Below are 22176 nucleotides of genomic sequence, written 5' to 3'. Positions count from 1 at the left end.
GGCGTTCCGGGGGCGGAGCCCCCATCGCCCCCGAGGGGCGGTGGACCCCGATCGTCGCGGTGGTGCGACCCGGCCGTGGGACCGGCCCGGAGCACCGGCCGCGACCCGGGGCGCCGTTCGCCTGACCGGGCGGCGCCCCCGCGGCGGGGGCGGCCTGGAAACCGCTCCCGCCGCCTCTGATCAGCGGTTCGGCGGGGAACGACGAGCCGGATGGGAGTATCAGGAGAACCAATAGTCCGGGGGGAAATGGTACTCGGTTCCCTGTGTCGAGGGTTACACCCTGTTTTTGGGTGTATACGCGTTTTGTATCCTGCGTAACACCAGCCCCAGCGACAACTTTATACGGGAGCGAATCCGCATGCTCGACACGGACATACGTCTGGAATGGTTCGTATCCTTCCTGGCCGTGATCGACACCGGGAGTTTCGTCGCCGCAGCCGAGTCCACCCGGCGGTCCCAGCCCCGGGTGAGCCAGCACGTGGCGGCGCTGGAACGGGAGATCGGGCAACCCCTCTTCGACCGCAAGAAGCGCCCGGTCCGGCTCACCGAGGCGGGCGCGGCCCTGGCCGTGCAGGCCCGCAACGTCCTCCACGCCCTGGAGGAGGCGGAGTCGGCGATGGCGCCCTGGCGCGGCGGCGCCCTGGGCATCGTCTCGCTGGGCTCCTACCCCAGTGTCAGCGCCGCCTTCGTCCCCGACCTGCTGCGCGACCTGGCCGACCGCGAGCCCGACATCAGGGTGATCCTGTCCGAGCGCGCCACCCTGGAGCTGGACGAGGCCCTCATCGCCGGCGACGTCGACCTCTACCTGCGGCCCATGCTCCCCCGGCCCGCCTCGGAGTCCGTCAACTGCCTGCCCCTGTGGCGCGAGCCCCTGGTGGTCGTGCACGCCGAGGGCCACCCGCTGGACCTGGTCCCCGACCCCGTCCCGCTGGACGAGGTGGCCGCGCACCCCATCGTCTCGATCGGCCGCCTGGACGCCCCGGAGACCTCCGAGTTCGAGACCTACCAGGTGTTCCGCGACCACGGGCTGGCCATAGAGCCGGTCCAGGCCACCAACCAGCCCCAGACGCTGGTGTCCCTGGTCGCCCGGGGGATCGGCGTCGGCGTCACCAACTGGCTGGCGGCCCACACAGCCGACACCACCGGGGTCCGGGTGCGGTCGCTGGCCGGGGCGCCCGAGCGCGGCGTGGCCGTGTGCTGGGACTCCACCCGGCCCCTCACCCCCGCCGCGCGGATCGTCCTGAAGGAGATCTCGGAGAGGAAAGTTCCCGAGGGGACCATTCGTATCCCGAATAAAGCGGGTGTCCGGCGAGAGGTCCCCAGGCCCCGCTGAGCCCCTCTCTGCAGGTCCGCGCCGTCAGTATTCGGCTTCCTGATATCCCCATAAGGGAATTGCTCTTAACGGTCCCCCCGATATCTCGGTACGGTCGTGGGCGACGGCGCGAGGAGGATTCGCCAGGTCACCACCCTGACCCGCCCCCCGCACCTAAACCCACCCCGTCCCTTCCCCGACCCCCTGCGTTCCGGCCCTGTCGCGTTCCCCGAGCCGGGCGACCTCCCCGGTCCCCCGCCCGTTCGCGGACGCGTCGTCCCCGTGCGCCCGCGCGAGGGTGTTCGGTCGAGCGAACCGGAAGTTGTCCCATGCCCCGACCCCTTCTTGCCCCCCTCGCCCTCGCGAGCACGCTCGTCCTACTGGCCACGGCCTGCTCCGGAGGATCCACCGTCGACGACGCGGTGGAGGGCGCGGCCGAGCCCGTCAGCGGCTCGCTGAACGCCGGCTACGTCTCGGCCATCGACCAGATCGGCCTCCCCGTCGGCACCGAACTCGGCCTGTTCGAGGAGCAGGGCCTCGACGTCACCCTCGCCGACCCGTTCCCCACCGGTGTGGACGCCATCAACGCCCTGTCCGCGGGAGAGGTCGACATCATCCAGGTCGGCGTCCCCGCCCTGGCCGCCGCCCAGGAGGGCGTGGAGCTGGCCCTGGTCGGCAACTACACCGGCTCCGCGGTCCAGCGCAGCGTGGACGAGACGGCCGCGATGGTCGCCGTCGAGGACTCCGGCATCGACCCCGAGGACCTGAGCACCCTCGAGGGCGCCACGATCGCCACCACCTTCGGTTCCATCAACCACCTGTACCTGCTGGGCCTCCTCAAGGACCTGCGGATCGACGTGGAGGACGTGGAACTGGTCAACACCGCCCCGCCGGACATGCCGGTCGCCCTGGAGACCGGCGGCGCGGACGCCGCGGTCATCTGGGACCCCTGGCCGATCACCATCCAGGACCAGGTCGAGGGCACCTACGAGGTGGTCCGCGGCGGCGGCTACATCCCCTTCATCGGGTACATCGTCACCACCCCGCAGTACCTGGAGGAGAACCCGGAGCTGGTCGAGGCCTTCCTCACCGGCCGCGCCGCCGCCGACCAGTGGATCCGCGAGAACCCCGAGGACGCCGCCGACTCCGCCTCCCGGTGGCTGACCGGCACCGACCCCGAGGTCGCCCTGGCCGCCATGGAGTACAACGTCGAGCAGCTCGACGCCCGCTTCTCCTCCTGCAACTACCTGGCGATGGACACCGTCGCCCTCCTGCTGGAGGAGCAGGAGGCCCTGGAGTACGACTTCGACATCAACGAGCTGTTCGTCCCGGGCCCGATCCTGTCGGTGGAGGAGAAGAACCCGGAGCTCTTCTCCGACCTGGCCGAGGTGCCCACCGACGCCCGCATCGAGGCCGACTACACGTTCATCCGCGAGGTAGCACAGAACTCGTGCGCGGTATGAGTGAAACCCCCGTCCGGGGCACCGCCCCGGCGGCGCCCCGTCCCGGTGCGGCCGTTCCACGCCGCGGCCGCACCGGGTCGTGGGCCGCGGACCTCGCCTGGTTCGTGGTCCCGCTGGCGGTCCTGGTGGCCCTGTGGGCGGCGGCCGTCGCCGCCACCGGGGTCCCCACACGGGTCTTCCCCCAGGTCACCGATGTGGCCCGGGCCCTGTGGGACATGGCCGTCAGCGGCGAGCTGGCCCGGCACCTGGGCGCCAGCCTCTACCGGGTCATGGTGGGCTCGGTGATCGCCGTCGCCACCGCCCTGCCCTTCGGGATCGCCCTGGGTGCAAGCCGCGCCCTGTCGGCGTTCTTCTCGCCGCTGCTGCGGTTCTCGGTGGCGCTGGCGGGCATCGCCTGGATCCCCATCGCCACCCTGTGGCTGGGCTACGGCGACGGCGCGGTGATCTTCATCGTCTGGAACGCGATGTTCTTCGCGCTCGCCTACAACACCATGCTGGGCGTGCGCCGCATCCCGACCTCGCTGCTGCGCTCGGCCCGCTCCCTGGGGGCGGGTCCGTGGCGGCTCTTCTGGGAGGTGCTGCTGCCCGGGGCGATGCCCAGCGTCATCTCGGGCCTGCGCATCGGCCTGGGCTACGGCTGGCGCGGCCTGGTCGCGGCGGAGATCATCGCGACCCACGCCGGCCTGGGCTACACGCTCTTCCTGGCCCAGACCTCGTTCTCGACCGACGTCATCATCGCCGCGATGGTGATCATCGGCGTCCTGTGGCTCTGCACGGACCGGCTGCTGCTCGCCCCGCTCGAACGGCGCACGGTCCGGCGCTGGGGCATGACCTCCGGGGAGGGGTGATGGCGGTGCGCTCCGCCGAACGCACGCGGCCGCCGGGTCCCGGCCGGCCCGCCCGCGCCCCGGCCCCGCCGATGCGGCGGCTGTGGCTGCGGCTGACCCGCAGCCCGGTCTTCCGCACGCTGGGGCCCTTCGTCCCCGTGGTCGCCCTGTGGTGGCTGATCGCGGAGCTGGAGGTGTTCCCGCCCGCGTTCTTCGTCGGCCCCGACAGGGTGGTCGCCGAGTTCGCCGAGCTGCTCCGCAAGGGCGTGCTGCCCGGCTACCTGTCCGACTCGCTGGAGCGCCTGGCCTACGGCGCCGGGTTCGGCCTGCTCATCGGCATCCCCATGGGGTTCCTGACGGCGCTGTCCCTGCGGGTGCGCAAGGCGCTGTGGCCGGTCCTGCTGTTCTTCCAGGCGATCGCGGACATCGCCTGGCTGCCGATCGTCATCGTCTGGTTCGGGTTCAGCCTGACCTCGGTCACGTTCGTCATCGTCTACACGGTCGTGTTCCCGCTCATGCTCGCCGTGGTCTCCGGGGTCGAGCAGGTGCCCCGGGAGCTGGTGCTGGCGGCCCGTTCGCTGGGCGCCGGACGCCTGCGGGTGTTCTGGGAGGTGACCGTGCCGGGCGCGCTGCCGTCCATCGCCACCGGGGTGCGCACCGGGCTGGGCTACGGGTGGCGGGCGCTGGTGGCCGCCGAGATCATCGTCGGCACCAGCGGAATCGGGTTCATGATGTTCGACGCCCGCCGGGTGGGCGACGTGAGCCAGGTCTTCCTCGGCATGGTCGTGCTGGGGATCCTCTGGTACATGCTCGACGCCCTCATCCTGGCGCCGTTCGAGAAGGCCACCGTGGAACGGTGGGGATTGGTGCGCGGCATGGAGGACGACGGATGACCGCCCTGGTGATCGACCACCTGGAGAAGACCTACACCGACGCCTACACCGGGGACGAGGTCGTGGCCATCGGCGACGTCTCCTTCACGGTGTCCGAGGGCGAGTTCGTGTCCGTCCTGGGCCCCAGCGGCTGCGGCAAGACCACCGTCCTGAACACGGTCGCCGGGTTCGTCCGGCCCACCTCGGGAACGGTGTCCGTGGCCGGGAACCCGGTCACCGGCCCGGGCCCCGACCGGGGCGTCGTCTTCCAGAACCACGCCCTGTTCCCGTGGAAGACCGTGCTCGGCAACGTGGTCTTCGGCCTGCGCATGAAGGGCATGTCCCGGCGCGAGCGCGAGGAGCGCGGCCGCGAGCACCTGGCCCTGGTCGGCCTCGAGGGCTTCGAGCGCCGCTACCCGCACGAGCTGTCCGGCGGCATGCGCCAGCGCCTCGGGGTCGCCCGGGTGCTGGCCACCGAGCCCGCCGTGATGCTCATGGACGAGCCGTTCGCCAGCATCGACGCCCAGACCCGGCGACGCCTCCAGGAGGACCTCACCCGGATCTTCGAGTCCCGCCGCCCCACGGTGTTCTTCGTGACCCACGACATCGACGAGGCGGTGTTCCTCTCCGACCGGATCGTCGTCCTGTCGGGGCGGCCCAGCACGGTCCGGGAGATCGTCGACGTCGACCTGCCCCGGCCCCGGACCTGGGACGCGGCCGTGGACGACCCGGGGTTCCGCGCCACCGTCGCCCACGTCAACGGCCTGCTGGCCGAGGGCGAGGCGGCCGATGTGGAGTAGAGCGGCGGCCTCGCCCACCCTGCGCCGGATCGCCGCCCTCGTCCTGGCGGTCCTGCTCTACCAGGGCTGGCTCACCTTCCAGGCGGTCGGCAAGGCCGAGCCCGGTCTGGGCGACAGCCCCGACGAGCGCGGCCGCTTCCCGGTGGACGTGGTCCTGGGCTTCCCGCCCGAGCGGTACCACATCCTGCGGCTGCAGGACCACGGCCGGATCGCCGGGACCGACGGCACCACCGTCCACCTGCGCGGGGTGTCCCCCGCCGGGGTGGACGCCCTGGCCCGCGAGTACTGGATCGACGCGCTCGCCATTCCCGAGGAGGAGCGTTGACCCCCGACGCACCCCACCACCCCCGAGAGGAGCCCATGGCCGAGAACCCCTCCCCGGCCGTCGTCGTGGTCGGCGGGACCAGCGGCATCGGGGCGGCCGTCGCCGCCCGGTTCGCCGCCCGCGGCCACCGGGTCGCGGCCTGCGGTCTGCGCGCCGCCGACGCGCCGGCCGACCTGCGCGAGAACGCCGAGGTCACCGAGCTCGACGTCACCGCGCCCGATGCGATCGAGGAGTACCTGGCGGCCTTCGCCGAGGTCTCGGTGCTGGTCAACGCGGTCGGCGTGATCCGCCGCCGCGAGGAGTTCGACCCGGCCGTGTTCGCCAGGGTCATCGAGGTCAACCTCGTCTCGGTCATGCGGGCCTGCACCGCCGCCCGGCCCGCCCTGGCCGCGGCGGGCGGCAGCGTCGTCAACGTCGCCTCGATGCTGAGCTTCTTCGGCGGCCCCCTGGTGCCCGGCTACACCGCCAGCAAGGGCGGCGTCGCCCAGCTCACCCGCTCCCTGGCCGTGGCCTGGGCGGCCGACGGCATCCGGGTCAACGCCGTCGCGCCGGGCTGGATCAGCACCGACCTGACCGGCGGCATCCGCACCGACCCCGCCGCCGAGGCCCGGATCCTGGACCGCACGCCCATGGGCCGCTGGGGAACACCCGCCGAGGTCGCGGGCGCGGTGGAGTTCCTGTGCGGGCCCGACGCCGGGTTCATCACCGGCATCGTCCTGCCCGTCGACGGCGGCTACCTGGCCGCCTGACCCCCTCCCGAGAAAGGCGCAGCCGTGCCCGACAACTCTCCCGTCATCTCCCAGTCCGTCGGCATCCCCGACGAGATCGCGGTCGCCGCGGTCCCGGAGGACCCGCGCGTGTGGGTGCCGCAGGCGCCCAACGTGTGGTTCCGGCCGCTGATGCTCAACACCGTCACCGGGCAGTGGTGCAACCTGCTCAAGGTCACCGCCTCGGGGATCGTCTCCCGCCACCGCCACCCCGGCGCCGTGTTCGGGTACGTCATCGAGGGCCGCTGGCACTACTACGAGCACGACTGGGTGGCCGAGGCCGGGCACTTCGTCTACGAGCCGCCCGGCGAGATCCACACCCTGGCGGTCCCGGAGGACTGCGACCACATGGTCACCTTCTTCAACATCACCGGCGCGATGGTCTACGTCGACGAGAACGGTGCCCAGACCGGGTACGAGGACGTCTTCACCAAGATCGAGATGGCCCGCGCCCACTACGCCTCGGTGGGGCTGGACGGCTATCTGGAGCCGTTCATCCGTTGAGCCGGGGGCCGGTCCGGGGGCGGGTGGGATCCCCCCGGGCCGAGGACCGGTTCCGGGGTGGTGGGATCCCCCGGAGCCGGTCATCTGCGCATGCCCGGGGTGAGCGCGTACACCGCTGCGCACGCGGCCGCGCACGCCAGCCCGCCCACGGCCATCGCGGCCCCCGCGCCCAGCAGCGGGGCGACCAGCCCGGCGCGGAAGTTCCCCAGGTCGGGGCCGGCCACACCGACCGCCTGCTCCAGGGCGCTCACCCGGCCGCGGACGCTCTCGGGGACGGAGGCCTGCACGAGGGTGCCACGGCTCACCACCGACCAGGTGTCGGCGGCGCCCGCCACCGCCAGTGAGGCCAGCAGCACCGCCAGGTGTCCGCTGAGCCCGGCGCAGGCCAGGGCCAGACCCCACACGCACGCGCTCACGGCCATCGCCGTGCCGGGGCGGCCGTACCGGGTGACGGCCCCGCTGAACGCCAGCCCCGCCACCCCGCCCACCGCGACGGCGCTGCCGAACAGGCCCAGGGTGGCCGGGTCGCCGCCGAACCTCTCCTGGTTGATCGCGGGGAACAGCGCCACCGGCATCGCCAGCACGGTGGCGGCCAGGTCCGTCAACAGGGCTCCGCGCACCGGCGGTGTCCGCACCGCGTACCGCAGCCCCTCGGCCATCGCCCCGAACCCCCGCGAGCGGCCCGCGGGAGGGACCGACAGCCCGCGCAGCCCGTACAGGGAGGCCGCGCTGCCCGCGATGTTGACCAGGAAGCACACTTCGCCCCCCGCCGCCGAGGCGAGCAGCCCGGCCAGGGCGGGTCCCGCGAGCATCCCCAGCTGGAGGGCCAGGCCGTTCAGGGCGATCGCGGGGGCGATGAGCCGGTCGCCGACCAGGGCGGGGACCATGGCCTGGCGCGCGGAGCGGCCCACTGCCAGGAGGACGGCGTTCAACCCCATCATCGCCAGGACCGCCGCCGCGGACCCCAGGTACGCGGCCGTCGCCAGGGCCACCGCCGCCGCGCACTGCGCGACGAGCGCGGCCCGGGCCAGCCGGGCGCGGTCGACGGTGTCGATGAACGCCATCCCGACGGGCACGGCCACGAACCACGCCACCGCGCCCACCAGGCCCAGCGCGCCCACCATCACCGTCGAGCGGGTCAGCTCCCACAGTGTGAAGGTCGCGGCGAACATCGTGAACTGGAGGGTCAGCGACGCGAGGGACGACCCGATCCAGAACCGGCGGAAGGGCGGTGCCTCCCGCAGCGGCGTCACGTCCAGCAGGAACCTCATCGCGGCGCCGAGGTGAGGCCGGGGGAGGCCAGGGGGGAGGGCATGCGCTCATCGTAGGAGCCCGCGCCGCCCCCCGGAAGGCGCTGCTAGCCTTTCCCGGCCGCCGGCGCCCGGTCGGCGGATCATCCTCCCACCTGATAGGAAATCGCCCGTGCGCAAACTCGTCTACTACGTCGCGGTCACCCTGGACGGGTTCGTCGCCGGCCCCGACGGCGCCGACCCGAGCGGTCCCGGCGGGTTCTGGCCCATCCCCGAGGACTACGTGCGCCACATCGCCGCCGAGTACCCCGAGACCCTCCCCGGCCCGGCCCGCGCGGCGCTGGGCGTGACCGCGGAGGGGACCCTCTTCGACACCGTCGTCGAGGGGCGGCGCTCCTACCAGGTGGGCCTGGACGCCGGTGTGTCCGACGCCTATCCGCACCTGCGCCACCTGGTGTTCTCCCGGACCCTGGGGCAGAGCCCCGACCCCGCCGTCGAGGTGGTCGCCACCGATCCGGTCGCCCGTGTGCGCGAGCTCAAGGCCGAGCCGGGCAGGGACGTCTGGCTGATCGGGGGCGGGGAGCTGGCCGGGGTCCTGTACCCCGAGATCGACCGCCTGGTGGTCAAGCTGGGGCCGCTCACGACGGGGGCCGGGATCCCCCTGTTCGGCCGGGGCGCCGCCTTCGACCCGCGCGTGTGGAACCTGGTGGACCACACCGTCCTGGACAGCGGCGCGCTGTTCCTCACCTACGACCGGGTCTGACGCGCGACGGTCCCCGCCCCCGGGCCCCGGGCGGATCCGGATTCCTCATTTCTCTTTATCCAGAGTGTTGACGAAGTCGTGTGACGTGGGCAACGTGGAGCACGTCGGCCAGGGACGTGACCGAGGAGGTCCACCGTGCACGATGACCGCAAGCTGACCGAGGCGCGCCTGGAGAGGGTCCTGCGCGAACGCGTATGGCCCGCCGTCCACGGCCCGCACGTCCCCCTGGAGGTCTCCCGCTGGGACGCCCCCGGGGAGCCCGTCCCCGCCCACGAGGGCATCAACGCCCCCCACACCCCCGCGGCCGCGGGCGACGCCTGGGGCCCCGCCTGGGGCACCACCTGGTTCCGCTTCCGGGGCCGCGTACCGCAGGAGTGGGCGGGCCGCACCGTCGAGGCCGTCATCGACCTCGGGTTCGACTCGGCCATGCCCGGCTTCCAGGCCGAGGGCCTGGTCCACCGCCCCGACGGGACGGTGGTCAAGGGCCTCAACCCCCGCAACGCCTGGGTCCGCCTCCCCGCCGCCGAGACCGAGGTCGACCTCCACGTGGAGGCCGCCGCCAACCCCGTCATCATGGGGAACCCGCCCTTCCAGCCCACCGACCTGGGCACCGCCCCCGCCGGACCCGACGGCCCGCCCCTGTACCGGCTGGCCCGCGCCGACCTGGCCGTCTTCCAGGAGCAGGTGTGGGACCTGGCCATGGACCTCGACGTCGTCGGCGGCGTCATGCGCGAACTCGACCCCGGCGACCCCCGCCGCTGGGAGCTGCTGCGGGCCGCCGAACGCGCCCTCGACCTGCTCGACCTCCAGGACGTCCCCGGCACCGCCGGGCGCGCCCGCGAGGCCCTGGCGGGGGTGCTGTCCTCCCCGGCCGCGCCCGCCGCCCACCGGCTCTCCGCGGTGGGCCACGCCCACATCGACTCCGCCTGGCTGTGGCCGCTGCGCGAGACCCGGCGCAAGGTCGTCCGCACCGCCGCCAACGTCGTGGACCTCCTGGACGGGCACCCCGAGCTGGTCTTCGCCATGTCGCAGGCCCAGCAGTGGGCGTGGCTCCAGGAGCACCGCCCCGACGTGTTCGCGCGGGCGGCACAGGCGGCGCAGGAGGGCCGGTTCGTGCCGGTGGGCGGCATGTGGGTGGAGTCCGACACCAACATGCCGGGCTCGGAGGCCCTGGCCCGCCAGTTCGTGTACGGCAAGCGGTTCTTCCGCGACGAGCTGGGCATCGACACCCGGGAGGTGTGGCTGCCCGACTCCTTCGGCTACTCCGCGGCGCTGCCCCAGCTCATCCGCCTGTCGGGTTCGCGCTGGTTCCTCACCCAGAAGATCTCCTGGAGCCAGACCAACACCTTCCCGCACCACACGTTCCGCTGGGAGGGCCTGGACGGCACCCGGGTCTTCACCCACTTCCCGCCGGTGGACACCTACAACTCCGAGCTGACCGGCCACGAGCTCGCCCACGCCGCCCGCAACTTCCGGGAGAAGGGCCGCGCCACCCTCTCCCTGGTCCCGTTCGGGCACGGCGACGGCGGCGGCGGCCCCACCCGCGAGATGCTGGGGCGGGCCGCCCGGCTGGCCGACCTGGAGGGCTCCGCGCGGGTGGAGATCCGGCGCCCGGACGCGTTCTTCGCCGAGGCGGAGGCCGAGTACCCGGACGCCCCGGTGTGGTGGGGCGAGCTGTACCTGGAGTTCCACCGCGGCACCTACACCAGCCAGGCCCGGACCAAACAGGGCAACCGCCGCTGCGAGCACCTGCTGCGCGAGGCCGAGCTGTGGTGGACCACCGCGGCGGTGCGCCGCGGCGCCGACTACCCGCACGAGGCGCTGGACCGGATCTGGCGCACCGTGCTGCTCAACCAGTTCCACGACATCCTGCCGGGCAGCTCCATCGCCTGGGTGCACCGGGAGGCCGCCGAGACCTACGCGGAGGCCGAGGCCGAACTCGGCGAACTCATCGACCGGGCCCAGCGCCTGCTGGTCGGCCCGGGCGACGACGTGATCGAGTTCAACGCCGCCCCGCACGACCGCGACGGCGTCCCGGCGCTGGGCGCCGGGCCCCGGGTCGCCCCCGCGGGACGGACCGCCGTCACGGCCTCCGACGACGGGTACCTGCTGGACAACGGCCTGCTCGCCGTCCGGGTGGACGCCCGCGGCCTGGTCACCTCCGTGGTGGACGCGCGGACCGGCCGGGAGGCGCTGGCGGGACCGGCCAACCTGCTCCAGCTCCACCAGGACCTGCCCAACCAGTGGGACGCCTGGGACGTGGACTCCTTCTACCGCAACACCGTCACCGACCTCACCGGCGTGGACGGCATCGAGCCCGTCGACGCGGGCCTGCGGGTCTCCCGCTCCTTCGGCGCCTCCTCGGTCGTGCAGACCCTCACCCTGGCCCCCGGCTCCCGGAGGCTGGACGTGGACACGGTCGTGGACTGGCACGAGAGGGAGAAGTTCCTCAAGGCCGCCTTCCCGCTCGACGTGCGCGCCGAGTCCTCCGCCTCGGAGATCCAGTTCGGGCACGTGCGCCGGCCCACCCACACCAACACGTCCTGGGACGCCGCCCGGTTCGAGATCTGCGCCCACCGCTGGGTGCACGTGGCGGAGCCGGGCCACGGGGCGGCGCTGGTCAACGACTCCACCTACGGCCACGACGTCACCCGCGACGTGCGCGGGGACGGCGGCACCACCACGACGGTCCGGCTGTCGCTGCTGCGCGCGCCCCGCTTCCCCGACCCCGACACCGACCAGGGCGAGCACCGGTTCCGGTACGCCCTGGTGCCGGGGGCGACGGTGGCGGACGCGGTCCGCGAGGGGTACCGGCTGAACCTCCCGCCGCGCGAGGTCGGCGGCTCCGGCACGGTGGAGCCGCTGGTGCGGGTGGAGGGCGGGGGCGTGGCCGTGGAGTCGGTCAAGCCCGCCGACGACCGCTCCGGCGACGTGGTGGTCCGCCTGTACGAGTCCCTGGGCGCCCGCACGCGCGCGGACGTGCGCTTCGGCTTCCCCGTGTCGCGGGTGCGCGCGGTGAACCTGCTGGAGGAGGAGTACGAGGGCGCCCCGGAGCTGGAGCCGGGGGAGGGGGGAGTGGCGTTCCCGCTGCGCCCCTTCCAGATCGTCACCCTGCGGCTCACCCGCTGAGCCCTCCGCACGCGCGCGGGGCGCCCCGGGGAACCGCCGGGGCGCCCCGCCCGTGCTGGCTCAGCCCTTCATTGCGCCGCCCAGGGCGAACCGGCCGCCCATGGCCCGGGACACCGCGACGTACAGCGCCACCACCGGCAGCGTGTACAGCAGCGAGTACGCCGCCAGCTCGCCGTAGCGCACCGACCCGTACTGCCCGAAGAACGTGAACACCCGCACCGCCGCGGGCATCTTGTCCGGGCTGGTCAGCAGGATGAACGGCACGAAGAAGTTCCCCCACGTGCTCACCAGCGTGAAGATCCCGACCACCGCCAGTCCCGGGGCGAGCAGCGGCGCCACCAGGTAGCGGATGGACTGCCAGGTGGACGCCCCGTCGACCCAGGCGGCCTCCTCCAGGGCGATGGGGATGCCGTCGATGAAGTTCTTGGTCAGCCAGATCCCGAACGGCAGCGTACTGGCGGCCAGGAACAGGGTGGTGGCCGGCAGCGAGTTCAGCAGCCCCGCGTTCACGAACAGCCCGTACACCGGCACCATGATCGCCGTGATCGGCAGGCCGGTGGCGAACAGCACCGTATACAGGAACGGCCGCTTGAACCGCAGCGTGTACCGCGACAGCGGGTACGCCGCCAGCACCGAGCAGAACGCGGTGATGACCGCCGCCCCGCCGCAGGTCAGCACGCTGTTCCAGAGCGGACGGTAGACGATCTCGGGTGTGAGGACGGCCCGGAAGTTGTCCAGCGTGAGCACGCCCGGCAGCCCCGCCCGCAGAGTGGCCTCCCCGTCCACCGACGCGAACAGCATCCACAGCAGCGGCAGCAGGAACAGCAGCGCCAGCACCGCCAGGATCAGGTGCACCAGCACCGCGCCGGCGGCCCTGCCGGGCGACGCGACCGGTGCGACCCGCCGGCGCGGCCGCCCCGGGGTGTCCGGCCTCGGTCTCGGAGCGGTCATGCCTGTTCCTCCCTGCTGAGCATCCGCACGTAGACGACCGAGAAGAGCCCGGCGACCACCAGCAGCGCCAGCGCGATCGCCGTGCCGTACCCCAGGTCGCCCAGGGACAGGGCCTCCCGGTACATCAGCAGCGGCAGGGTCGTGCTGCGCGAGCCGGGACCGCCCGCGGTCATCACGTAGACGAGCGTGAACACCTGCACGGTCTGGAGGGTGATCAGCAGCAGCGTGGTGGCGATCGTGCGCCGCAGCAGCGGCAGGACCACGTACCACAGCACCTGGGGGCCCGACGCCCCGTCCACGCGGGCCGCCTCCTCCAGGTCGCGCGGCACCTCCGACAGCCCGGCCCCGTAGGTCATCATCGAGAAGGCGGTGCCCTTCCAGACGTTGGCCAGGACCACCGCCAGCAGCGGCGCGGTGAACAGCCAGTTCTGCGCACCGATCCCGACGGAGCCGAGCAGCGCGTTGAGGGTGCCCTCGCGTTCGAGGAACGCGTACCACACGAACCCCGCCACCACCTCGGGCACCACCCACGCGCCCACCACCACCGTGCCCACGGCGCCGCGCACGGCCCCGTGCCGGTTGCGCAGCAGCAGCGCCAGCGCCAGGCCCAGCACGGTCTGGCCCAGGATCGAGCCCAGCAGGAACAGGGCGGTGAGCACCGTCGCCGTCCGGAACCCGGGGTCTTGCAGCAGCCGCTCGAAGTTGTCCAGCCCCACGAACCGGGTGTCCGCGGCCTGCGCCCCCGTCAGCGCCTCGTTGGTGAACGAGGCCCACACCGTCCACAGGATGGGGCCGGCGAAGAACGCCAGCAGCAGGAACAGCGCGGGGGCCATCGGGATCACCCAGCGGGCGGCCCCGCCCCGGGCGCGGCCGGAGCGGCGCGCCGGGGGCGGGACCAGGGGCGCCCGGCCGGGGGCCCGGGTCGTCGACACGGTCCCCACGGCTCAGGAACCGCTCGTGACGTTGTCGGGGCCGACGATGCCCTCCACCTCCTGGGCGTAGAGCGCGGCGGCCTCCTCGGGCGTGGCCTCGCCGAGCATCACCGCCTCCATCGCCTCCTGGACCGCGATGGAGACGCGCGGGTACTCGCTGTAGGCCGGGCGGAACCCGGTGATGTCCACCAGCGCCGCGAACTCCTCGGCCATGGGCGCGTTCTCCAGGAACGCGGGGTCCTCGGCGACGTCGGTGCGCACCGGGATCTGGCCGCCCTCGACCGCGAACTTGACCGCGTTCTCCTGGGACAGGGCATAGGTCATGACCTCCCAGGCCAGCTCCGGGTCGGTGGCCCGGCTGCCCATCGACAGCGCCCAGCCCCCGGACATGCTGGTCGCCCCGGCGCCCTGCCCGTTCTGCGTGGGCATGGGGGTGAACGCCATGACGTCCTCCCAGCCGTCCCAGGGCCGGTTGGCCTCGGGGATCCACGACTGGGTGGCCCAGGAGCCCTCCAGGCTGATCGCCAGCTCGCCGGCGGGGAAGCGCTCCTCGTTGTTGACGGTGCCGACGTTGGTGTCCAGGGCGTCCTGCACGTCCAGGCCCAGGCCCTCGTCGAACACGGTCTGCACGAACCCCAGGGAGTCGGTGAACCCCCGGCTGCCGGTGACCCACTTCTGCGACCGGTCGTCGAAGAGGGCGTCCTCGGTGCCCGAGAGCAGCATCTGGAAGCCCTGGAGGGACGCCGCCTCCCCGGCGGGCGTGCCGGAGTAGACGTTGAGCGGGGTGACCTCGTCGCCGAACTCGGCCTTGACCGCGCGGGCGGCGTCCAGCACCTCGTCCCAGGTGGCGGGCTCCCAGGGGGTCTCGACGCCCGCCTGCTCCAGGAGTTCGGTGTTGTACCAGAGCCCGCGGACGTCGGTGCCGAGCATGACGCCGTACCGCTCCCCGGAGAGGGAGGTCACGGCCTGCGCCTCCTGGGTGCTGAACTGTCCCGCGTCCTCCCAGGAGCCGAAGTACTCGTCCAGCGGCATCAGGTATCCGGCGTCGGCGTCCTGGTTGATGGTGAAGGAGTCCTGGTAGATGAGGTCCGGGGCCTCGCTCGCGGAGCCGTTCATGAGGTTGACCTGGGTCTGGTAGTCCTCGGCGGGCGCCTCGACGGCCTGGAGTTCGACGGTGACACCGGGGTTGTCCGCCTCGAACTCCTCCTTCACCTTGCGCATCAGCGAATCCATCGCGATGAAGGTGCCGAACTTCTGGTAGGCGATGCGGACGGTGTTCTCGTCCCTGTCGGCGGCGCCTCCGCCGCAGCCGGTGGCGACGAGCGCCAGCGCGACGGCGGCGGCCGTCGCGGCCGCCGCTCTCGTGGTGTGGGGTCCGGTTCCTTTCATCGTGCGCTCCTGGGGCGATGAGGTGGGGGAACGGTCGACCTTGCCTTGCGGTGCCTTGCTGCGGAGTGATGTATGACACATCATTACTCAAAAGCTTGGATAAAGACAATGGGGTAAGTCGGTGCTTCCAGGGCGGTTACGCTCATGTGGGACCACGAAACCGGAGGGGAGAGGCCCATGGGCACCAACCTGGCCTGGCTCGGCGGGCTCAACCAGAGCCGCGTGCTCGACGCCGTGCGCTCCGCCGACGGGATCAGCCGCGTCGAACTGGCCGCGCAGACCGGGCTGACCGCCCAGACCGTCTCCAACATCGTCCGCCGCCTGCTGGAGGACGGCCTGGTCCGCGAGGACGGCCGGGCCACCTCGCGCGGCGGCAAGCGCGCCACCGTGCTGCGGCTCAACGCCGACGCCTACTACGCCGTCGGTATGCACATCGACCCCGCCTCCACCACCCTCGTCGTCACCGACCTGGCCGGACACGTGGTCGCCCGCACCCGGCGGCGGACCCCCTCCTCCCAGGGGCCCGGCCGGGTCATCGACGCCCTGTGCCGTTCGGTGCGCGCCATCGTCGAGGAGGCGCCCGCGCCCGACCGCATCCTCGGCCTGGGCGTGGCCACCCCCGGGCCCATCGACACCTCCGGCGCCGTCACCCCGCCCCACCTGCCCGGCTGGCGGTCGGTGCCGCTGCGGGAGGTGCTGGAGGAGGGCACCGGGCTCACCACCGTCCTGGACAACGACGCCACCGCCGCCACCATCGGCGAACGCTGGGCGGGTGCCGAGCGGCGCTCGTCCGACATGGCGTTCGTGTACGTGGGCACCGGAGTGGGCGGCGGGTTCGTCCTGGGCGGGCGCGTGTACCGGGGCGGCAGCGGCAACGCCGCCGAGATCGGGCACCTGGTGGTCGACCCCCGCGGTCCCGAGTGCCCCTGCGGGAGCCGCGGCTGCCTGGAGACCTACCTGGCCCCGCACGCCGTCGCCGCCGAGGCCGCCCGCCGCCGGGGCGAGGACGCCGCCGCCTACGAACGCGGGCAGGCGCGCACCGTCGCCGCCTACCGCCGGGTGTGCCGCGAGGCCCGCTCGGGCGACCCGGTCGCGCTGGAGGTCATCGGCGAGGCGGGGCGGCGGCTGGGCGACGCGGGGACGGCGCTGCTCAACATCATCGACGTGCCGCTGCTGGTGCTGGGCGGATGGGGCGTCCCGCACGTCGGCGGCCTCTACCGGGAGGCGCTGTCCGGGGCCATCGCCGAGCGCACCCTGGCCCGGGGCGTGCGCCGGGTGCGGGTGGAGACCTCGGTCATCGGCGAGGACGCGGGCGCCATCGGGGCGGCCTCGCTGGTGCTGCACTCGTCGTACTCGCCGACGGTCGGGGGCGTGTGAGCGCGGGCCCCGGCCGGGCCCGCCGGCCGGGGCCCGCCCGCCGGGAGCGGGCCGCGCTCACCCGGCGAGGTCGGTGTACTTCTCCCCGGCGGCGGCCCTGAGCCCCTCCCTGGCCTCGGCGAGCCGACGGGCGGCGACGGTCCCCGTGTGCGTCATCAGGCCGAAGAGGGGGATGGAAACGCTCCCGTCCTCCCGCTCCTTCCCCGGGAGCCCCTCGGGCATCCGCGCGCCGGGGGCGGGCAGGAATTCGAGTTCCCCATTGCGTTTCAGGCCGACCCGCTCCACCGCGTTCCAGGGGATGGCGTGGGCCGACCCCATCGAGGAGCCGCTCCAGTGGACGACGGTCATCCCGTGGGGGTCCAGGGTCAGCGCCTCGCGCCCGCTCGCCCACCACGACAGCAGCGTGAACGCGACCGCGGACCCGGCGACGGACAGCACGACCCACCTGTTCGTGTAGAACCCCAGCAGGGTGTCCGGGGAGACGAAGAACAGGGAGAGCAGGGAGAGCAGGCCCGCGGGGACGAGCACCAGCAGCCACAGCAGGAGGGTCACTTCGGCGCACGTGACGAGGTGCTCCCACCGCGTGGAGTCGTAGGTCCTGCGCCAGTCCGGGGGGAGGAGGGCGGCGGGGGCGGGCTCCGGCTCCGCAGGGGCGGGCTCGGCGACACCGCCGACGGGCGGGGTGTGGTCGGCCCCGAGCGCCTCCGGGGCCTGTACGGCCCCGTGGTCCGCCGTACCGACGGTGTCGGGAGCCCGGGTGCCGCCGGTCACGGCCGCCTCCGGCTCCCTCTGTTCCGGGACCCGCGCGGCCTCCGCGTCCCGGGCCGGCGTCGGCGTCGGCGCCTCCGGGGAGGCGGAGGCCGCGCGCTCCAGGACCGAGGCGATGGAGGGCCGGGCGGCGGGGTCCTTGGCCAGGCAATCCGCGACCAGGCCGACCAGCTCGTCCGGCACCCCCGACAGGTCCGGCTCCCCGTGCACGATCCGGTACACCAGGGCGGCGATCTCCCCGCCGCGGAAGGGCGACCGCCCGGTGGCCGCGAACACCAGCACGCACCCCAACGCGAACACGTCCGTCGCCGGGCCCGGGACCTCGCCGCGGATCTGCTCCGGGGCCATGAACGCGGGGGTGCCCATGATCCCCGTCGAGGTCATGCCGTCCCCGGAGTCCAGCGCCCGCGCGATGCCGAAGTCGATCAGCCGGGGGCCGTCCCCGCCCATGATCACGTTGCCGGGCTTGAGGTCCCGGTGCACGATCCCCTGTTCGTGCACGGCCGCCAGCCCCTCGGCCAGCCCGGCGGCCAGGGACAGCACCTCGGCGGCGGGCAAGGGGCCGCCGCCGTGCACCGCCTCCGACAGCGACGGCCCGGGAACGTACGCGGTGACCAGCCAGGGCGGGTCGGCGGCGGGGTCGGCGTCCACCACCTGCGCCGTGTAGAAGCCGCCCACCCGGCGGGCCGCCTCCACCTCCCGGGCGAAGCGGCGGCGGAAGCCCTCGTCCCCGGCCAGCTCCGGCCGCACCACCTTCACCGCGACCGTCCGGCCGCCGGGGGATCTGCCCAGGTAGACCCGTCCCATACCGCCGCCGCCCAGGACGCCTTCGAGGCGGTAGCGGCCGACGGTGCGGGGGTCGTCGGGGAGCAGGGGGTCGATCACGGGTCTGTTCCTTCCGGTGCTCTGCCGGTCCTCACAGTGCTTCGGAATCCTCGCAGACGGCGGTGGTTCTGAGAACACGGGGCCTTTTCGGCCGGAACGGAAAAGCGGGTGCGCGGACGGCCGGGCCCGGGTTAGCGTCGCGCCCATGAGCGATGCGAACGGAGCACGGACCGGACCGAAGCCGAACCACTTCGACACCGATGTCGCCGAACACTACGACACCCCCGGCGAGGGCATGTTCGCCCCCGACAAGGTCGACCCGGCGGTCGACCTGCTGGCCGGACTGGCGGGGGAGGGGCGGGCCCTGGAGTTCGCCGTCGGGACCGGGCGCATCGCGCTGCCGCTGGCCGCGCGCGGCGTTCCGGTGCACGGCATCGACCTGTCCCCGGCCATGGTGGAACAGATGCGCGCCAAGCCGGGCGGCGGGGACATCGACGTGGTCATCGGGGACTTCGCCACCACCCGGGTCCCGGGGGAGTTCTCGCTGGTCTACCTGGTCTTCAACACCATCAACAACGTGACCACGCAGGACGAGCAGGTGGAGTGCTTCGTCAACGCGGCCGCGCACCTGGGGCGGGGCGGGCGGTTCGTGGTGGAGGTGGGGGTGCCGGAGCTGCGCAGGCTCCCCAAGGGTCAGAACATGGTGCCGTTCCACGCGGGCGAGGAGGAGTGGGCGTTCGACCTGTACGAGCCCGCGACGCAGCTGTTCAGCTCCAACTACGTGTCGGTCGCGGGCGGCAGGGGGAGCCTGCGGTCCGTCCCGTTCCGGTACGTGTGGCCGGCGGAGCTGGACCTGATGGCGCGGATCGCGGGGATGCGGCTGGTGGAGCGCTGGCAGGACTGGGACCGCACGCCCTTCGGGGACGAGAGCGAGAAGCACGTGTCGGTCTGGGAGAAGGTGCTGGACTGACGCCTCCGGGGGCGGGCGGCGGGACGGCGGCCCCGGACCGGGGCCGGAACCGGCCAGGGGTCGGGGACGTCCGGGTATGGTCCGCGACCCTGTGTCTCCGTTAGGGTGCGGTGCGTGCTCGGGCCGAGGCGCCTCGGTTCCGTACCGGGCACGGACCGGACCCCGCCCCCGTCCGCGGTCGCTGTTCCGGAACAGCCGAACGATGGAGGTCCGATGCCCGACCCCGCCGCCCTCGCCGCGCACGTCATGCCGCCCGTGGTGCACGCCGTACGGACCTACGGTCCGGGGGCTCCGGACGCGGACCCCGCACACCACCCGGGGGTGCGGCTCCTCGCCCTCCTCACCTCCCACCGCCGGTTCGGGCCGGGGATCCGCGGTGCCGTCGCGGAGCTCGCCGCGGCGCCCGCCGACCCGGCCCGCCTGAGCGCGCTGCACGCCCGGATCGCCGAAGCCCTGGCCGGGGACGCCGGGCTGGCGGCCGGGGCCGCTGCCGTGTCGCCGCCGTCCGCCGCCCCGCCGGGGGCGTGGGGGCCGTCGGCCGGGCCCCCGGCGCGGCCCGCCCCGTCGTCGGGGCGTGTGGGGGGAATGGCGATCGGCGCCGCGGTCCTGGGCGGACTCGGGTTCCTGCTGGTGCCGATCCCCTTCGCGATCGTCCTCTCCGCCATCGTCCTGACCCGGGCCCTGCGGCGCCCGGCGGCGGACGCCGCCGACCCCTCCGGCGCCGCGCCCCCGACCGGAGCGGCACCGGGCGGCCCGGGGGCCGGCCCCGTCGGCGGCCCGCCCCCGGCGGGCGAGCTCCCGGGAGCCGCCGCGGCCGGAGGACCGCCTCCCCCGGGGGACGGCCCGGCCGCGGGTGCCGCGGGCGGGCCGGTCGAGGCCGGGGTGTTCCCCGTGCAGGCCCCCGCCTCACCGGCGGGCTCGGCCGCCCCCGAGCCGTCGTCCGCCGCGTCCGGAGCGCCCGGCTCCCCGGCCGGGGCGTCCGACGCCGGAGCGGTCCCCCCGCCCGGCGCGGCCCCGTCGCCGGCCGGATCGCCCGGTGGCGGTACGGCACCGCCCGCCGGCCGGCCCGGCTCCCCCGCCGAGTCCGCGGACGGCCCGGCACACGGCGAGGCCCCCCTCGCGGACTCACCGGGATCCCCGGCGAACGCCCCGTTCGAGGACCGGACCCGGTCCGCCTCCGCCGAGGCCCAGGGCTCCCCGGCACCGGCCGACGCCCCAGCGGAACCGGCGGCGCACACGGCCGGCGCCCCGCCGGCCACGGAGCCGGCCGCCGCGGGCCCGAGCCCTGCGGACGCCTCGCCGGGTGCCGGTGCGCAGCCGCAGGCGGGGCCCGCCTCCCCGCAGTCGCATACGGCGCCCGCCTCCCCGCAGCCGCACGCGGCGCCCGCCGATCCCGGGACGGGAGCGGGCGCCCGGACGGCCGGACCCTCCGGGGCGGAGCCGCCGCCGGGCGGCCCCCTCACCCCCTCCGGCGGCGGGGGCGTCCCGGCGGCCGCGGGGGCGGGCGCCGCGGCCGGGGGGACGGCGGTCGTCCAGATCGTCCTGGCGATCCTCGCCCTCGTCCTCTCCGGGGTGTGGGGGCTGGGGTGGACGGGCGTCGCCGTCGTCGCCGCGAACTACGAGGAGCCCACCTACGCCGCCACCTGCGAGCCGCCGCCCGGGTACGCCAACGCGTGCACGCTGGAGCCGGGGGACTGCTTCATGCTGCCCTCGTTCGAGGAGGAGTTCCCGGAGGTGGAGCTGACCTCCTGCGACGAGTCCCACGACGCCCAGGCGATCGGCGCCTTCACCGCGCCCGCGGGGGACTGGCCGGGCATGGCCGGGTTCGCCTCGGCCAGCGAGACCGAGTGTTCGCCCATCGCCGACCGCAACGTCGACGCCTCCCTGATGTCGCCCTCGGACCAGCTCGGCTTCATCGCCCCCAACCGCGCCTCCTGGGACTTCGGCGTCGACCACGTCACCTGCATCGTCTTCACGGAGGACGCCTCGTGGACCTCGTCCGTCCTGGTCCCGGGAGCGGACCTGTCGATCCCGACGGGGTACTGAGATGCCGGGCAGGCGCGCACGGCGCGAGCGCGAGCGCGGGCGTGCGCGCGAGAGCTCGGAGAGGCACGCGGCGGGGCGGTGGGAGGTGCTCTTCGAGACCTCGGACCAGGCGGAGATGCGGGCCTACCGGGAGCGCGAGCGGGAGGCGCTGCGGCGCTACCGGGAGGACGACCTGAGGATCGACGTCCTGTGCGGGCGGACGCGGCAGGAGACGTGGTACCGCCTGAGCGCCTTCGTGCCGGGGCGGCCGGGGGAGTGAGGCGCCCGCGCCCTCCCCGCGCGCCCGCTGGCCGGCGCGCACGGGGCGGGCCCGCGCCGAGAGGGGCGCGGGCCCGAGCGGGACGGTCATCTCACGGGCGGGTTCAGCCGGGCTCGTCCCCGGGACGGCGGCGACCCAGGATCAGCGCGGCGACTCCGGCGAGCGTGGCCAGGAGGCCGCCCACGGCCGGGACGGCGGCCGAGGCGCCGGTCTTCGGGAGTTCGGGCTGTCCGGGCGCCTCCGGGCCCGGGTGCTCCGGCACCCCCGGCCCCCCGGGTTCACACGGTTCCCCCGGCTTTCCGGGCTCCCCGGGCTCACCCGGTTCGCACGGCTCCGTGGGCTCCCCGGGTTCACACGGTTCCGTGGGTTCACCCGGTTCGCACGGCTCGCCGGGCTCGCACGGTTCTCCGGGCTTCCCGGGCTCCCCGGGTTCACACGGCTCTCCCGGCTCACCGGGTTCTCCCGGTTCTCCTGGTTCGCACGGCTCTCCCGGCTTCCCGGGTTCTCCGGGTTCGCACGGTTCTCCAGGTTCTCCCGGCTCACCGGGTTCCCCCGGTTCTCCTGGTTCGCACGGCTCTCCCGGCTTCCCGGGTTCTCCGGGTTCGCACGGTTCTCCAGGTTCTCCCGGCTCACCGGGTTCCCCCGGT

General features: G+C 74.1%; 20 protein-coding genes. 14 read left to right on the top strand and 6 right to left on the bottom strand.

From position 1 onward, the window contains the following. Positions 1-358: 358 nt before the first annotated feature. The 8 genes from ABZ249_RS18215 to ABZ249_RS18180 all read left to right on the top strand — a co-directional run bounded on the left by ABZ249_RS18215 (position 359) and on the right by ABZ249_RS18180 (position 6870). A complete protein-coding gene (locus tag ABZ249_RS18215; protein ID WP_220564650.1) occupies positions 359-1333 on the top strand; it encodes a LysR family transcriptional regulator in 975 nt (324 codons plus the stop codon). A 308-nt stretch (positions 1334-1641) separates the two neighbouring features. Then, complete coding sequence (locus ABZ249_RS18210; RefSeq protein ID WP_355263993.1) at positions 1642-2775, top strand: ABC transporter substrate-binding protein; 1134 nt, start codon at positions 1642-1644, stop codon at positions 2773-2775. After that, positions 2772-3623 (top strand): ABC transporter permease, encoded by an 852-nt coding sequence (locus ABZ249_RS18205; protein WP_355263990.1) that lies wholly within the window; start codon positions 2772-2774, stop codon positions 3621-3623. Before ABZ249_RS18210 ends, ABZ249_RS18205 begins: the two co-directional genes overlap by 4 nt. Further along, complete coding sequence (locus ABZ249_RS18200) at positions 3623-4495, top strand: ABC transporter permease (protein ID WP_355263987.1); 873 nt, start codon at positions 3623-3625, stop codon at positions 4493-4495. Before ABZ249_RS18205 ends, ABZ249_RS18200 begins: the two co-directional genes overlap by 1 nt. Continuing rightward, positions 4492-5274, top strand: coding sequence for an ABC transporter ATP-binding protein (locus tag ABZ249_RS18195; protein ID WP_355263984.1), 783 nt, complete (start codon positions 4492-4494; stop codon positions 5272-5274). The genes ABZ249_RS18200 and ABZ249_RS18195 overlap by 4 nt, the downstream gene beginning before the upstream one ends. Further along, a complete protein-coding gene (locus tag ABZ249_RS18190) occupies positions 5264-5599 on the top strand; it encodes a hypothetical protein (RefSeq protein WP_355263981.1) in 336 nt (111 codons plus the stop codon). The genes ABZ249_RS18195 and ABZ249_RS18190 overlap by 11 nt, the downstream gene beginning before the upstream one ends. Then, entirely contained in the window at positions 5596-6348 is a 753-nt protein-coding gene (locus ABZ249_RS18185; protein ID WP_355263978.1) for an SDR family oxidoreductase, read from the top strand. Before ABZ249_RS18190 ends, ABZ249_RS18185 begins: the two co-directional genes overlap by 4 nt. A 24-nt stretch (positions 6349-6372) precedes the next feature. Beyond that, positions 6373-6870, top strand: a complete 498-nt coding sequence (locus ABZ249_RS18180; protein ID WP_220564655.1) for a 2,4'-dihydroxyacetophenone dioxygenase family protein — start codon at positions 6373-6375, stop codon at positions 6868-6870. Between the two features lie 80 nt (positions 6871-6950). Here the strand turns inward: ABZ249_RS18180 and ABZ249_RS18175 are convergent, their stop codons facing one another. Continuing rightward, positions 6951-8141: an MFS transporter gene (locus tag ABZ249_RS18175; protein WP_355263975.1), complete on the bottom strand. Its 1191-nt coding sequence runs from the start codon at positions 8139-8141 to the stop codon at positions 6951-6953. A 151-nt stretch (positions 8142-8292) separates the two neighbouring features. On the opposite strand from ABZ249_RS18175, the gene ABZ249_RS18170 reads away from it, so the two are divergent. Then, complete coding sequence (locus ABZ249_RS18170; RefSeq protein WP_355263972.1) at positions 8293-8883, top strand: dihydrofolate reductase family protein; 591 nt, start codon at positions 8293-8295, stop codon at positions 8881-8883. A gap of 135 nt (positions 8884-9018) precedes the next feature. Then, on the top strand, positions 9019-12012 hold the full coding sequence (locus ABZ249_RS18165; protein WP_355263969.1) for a glycoside hydrolase family 38 C-terminal domain-containing protein: 2994 nt from the start codon (positions 9019-9021) through the stop codon (positions 12010-12012). 60 nt (positions 12013-12072) lie between these two features. Here ABZ249_RS18165 and ABZ249_RS18160 read toward each other — a convergent pair whose 3' ends face one another. The 3 genes from ABZ249_RS18160 to ABZ249_RS18150 form a co-directional block, all read right to left on the bottom strand. Further along, on the bottom strand, positions 12073-12963 hold the full coding sequence (locus tag ABZ249_RS18160) for a carbohydrate ABC transporter permease (protein ID WP_355263966.1): 891 nt from the start codon (positions 12961-12963) through the stop codon (positions 12073-12075). After that, a complete protein-coding gene (locus tag ABZ249_RS18155) occupies positions 12960-13796 on the bottom strand; it encodes a sugar ABC transporter permease (RefSeq protein ID WP_355264112.1) in 837 nt (278 codons plus the stop codon). The genes ABZ249_RS18160 and ABZ249_RS18155 overlap by 4 nt, the downstream gene beginning before the upstream one ends. Before the next feature lie 111 nt (positions 13797-13907). Next, complete coding sequence (locus ABZ249_RS18150; protein WP_355263963.1) at positions 13908-15284, bottom strand: extracellular solute-binding protein; 1377 nt, start codon at positions 15282-15284, stop codon at positions 13908-13910. Positions 15285-15461: 177 nt separating this feature from the next. On the opposite strand from ABZ249_RS18150, the gene ABZ249_RS18145 reads away from it, so the two are divergent. Beyond that, complete coding sequence (locus ABZ249_RS18145; RefSeq protein ID WP_355263960.1) at positions 15462-16661, top strand: ROK family transcriptional regulator; 1200 nt, start codon at positions 15462-15464, stop codon at positions 16659-16661. Positions 16662-16718: 57 nt separating this feature from the next. On the opposite strand, the gene ABZ249_RS18140 is transcribed toward ABZ249_RS18145, so the two are convergent. Further along, on the bottom strand, positions 16719-18314 hold the full coding sequence (locus tag ABZ249_RS18140) for a protein kinase (protein WP_355263957.1): 1596 nt from the start codon (positions 18312-18314) through the stop codon (positions 16719-16721). Between the two features lie 235 nt (positions 18315-18549). Here ABZ249_RS18140 and ABZ249_RS18135 point away from each other — a divergent pair, with 235 nt between their 5' ends. The 3 genes from ABZ249_RS18135 to ABZ249_RS18125 all read left to right on the top strand — a co-directional run bounded on the left by ABZ249_RS18135 (position 18550) and on the right by ABZ249_RS18125 (position 21529). Further along, on the top strand, positions 18550-19224 hold the full coding sequence (locus tag ABZ249_RS18135) for a class I SAM-dependent methyltransferase (RefSeq protein ID WP_355264109.1): 675 nt from the start codon (positions 18550-18552) through the stop codon (positions 19222-19224). A gap of 213 nt (positions 19225-19437) precedes the next feature. Continuing rightward, positions 19438-21270: a hypothetical protein gene (locus tag ABZ249_RS18130; protein WP_355263954.1), complete on the top strand. Its 1833-nt coding sequence runs from the start codon at positions 19438-19440 to the stop codon at positions 21268-21270. A gap of 1 nt (position 21271) precedes the next feature. After that, the gene (locus tag ABZ249_RS18125) at positions 21272-21529 is read left to right on the top strand and encodes a hypothetical protein (RefSeq protein ID WP_355263951.1); all 258 of its coding nucleotides are present in this window, start codon (positions 21272-21274) and stop codon (positions 21527-21529) included. 103 nt (positions 21530-21632) lie between these two features. On the opposite strand, the gene ABZ249_RS18120 is transcribed toward ABZ249_RS18125, so the two are convergent. Beyond that, complete coding sequence (locus ABZ249_RS18120; protein ID WP_355263948.1) at positions 21633-21791, bottom strand: LPXTG cell wall anchor domain-containing protein; 159 nt, start codon at positions 21789-21791, stop codon at positions 21633-21635. Between the last annotated feature and the right edge of the window lie 385 nt (positions 21792-22176).

This window comes from Nocardiopsis sp. NPDC006139 (assembly GCF_040614155.1).
Lineage (GTDB): Bacteria > Actinomycetota > Actinomycetes > Streptosporangiales > Streptosporangiaceae > Nocardiopsis > Nocardiopsis changdeensis.
This window is presented reverse-complemented; position numbering and strand designations above follow the sequence as displayed.

Coding starts and splice junctions, on each gene's coding strand:
- ABZ249_RS18215 (WP_220564650.1), top strand. CDS start 359: ATGCTCGACACGGACATACGTCTGGAATGGTTCGTATCCTTCCTGGCC.
- ABZ249_RS18210 (WP_355263993.1), top strand. CDS start 1,642: ATGCCCCGACCCCTTCTTGCCCCCCTCGCCCTCGCGAGCACGCTCGTC.
- ABZ249_RS18205 (WP_355263990.1), top strand. CDS start 2,772: ATGAGTGAAACCCCCGTCCGGGGCACCGCCCCGGCGGCGCCCCGTCCC.
- ABZ249_RS18200 (WP_355263987.1), top strand. CDS start 3,623: ATGGCGGTGCGCTCCGCCGAACGCACGCGGCCGCCGGGTCCCGGCCGG.
- ABZ249_RS18195 (WP_355263984.1), top strand. CDS start 4,492: ATGACCGCCCTGGTGATCGACCACCTGGAGAAGACCTACACCGACGCC.
- ABZ249_RS18190 (WP_355263981.1), top strand. CDS start 5,264: ATGTGGAGTAGAGCGGCGGCCTCGCCCACCCTGCGCCGGATCGCCGCC.
- ABZ249_RS18175 (WP_355263975.1), bottom strand. CDS start 8,141: ATGAGGTTCCTGCTGGACGTGACGCCGCTGCGGGAGGCACCGCCCTTC.
- ABZ249_RS18160 (WP_355263966.1), bottom strand. CDS start 12,963: ATGACCGCTCCGAGACCGAGGCCGGACACCCCGGGGCGGCCGCGCCGG.
- ABZ249_RS18155 (WP_355264112.1), bottom strand. CDS start 13,796: ATGGCCCCCGCGCTGTTCCTGCTGCTGGCGTTCTTCGCCGGCCCCATC.
- ABZ249_RS18150 (WP_355263963.1), bottom strand. CDS start 15,284: ATGAAAGGAACCGGACCCCACACCACGAGAGCGGCGGCCGCGACGGCC.
- ABZ249_RS18145 (WP_355263960.1), top strand. CDS start 15,462: ATGGGCACCAACCTGGCCTGGCTCGGCGGGCTCAACCAGAGCCGCGTG.
- ABZ249_RS18135 (WP_355264109.1), top strand. CDS start 18,550: ATGTTCGCCCCCGACAAGGTCGACCCGGCGGTCGACCTGCTGGCCGGA.
- ABZ249_RS18130 (WP_355263954.1), top strand. CDS start 19,438: ATGCCCGACCCCGCCGCCCTCGCCGCGCACGTCATGCCGCCCGTGGTG.
- ABZ249_RS18125 (WP_355263951.1), top strand. CDS start 21,272: ATGCCGGGCAGGCGCGCACGGCGCGAGCGCGAGCGCGGGCGTGCGCGC.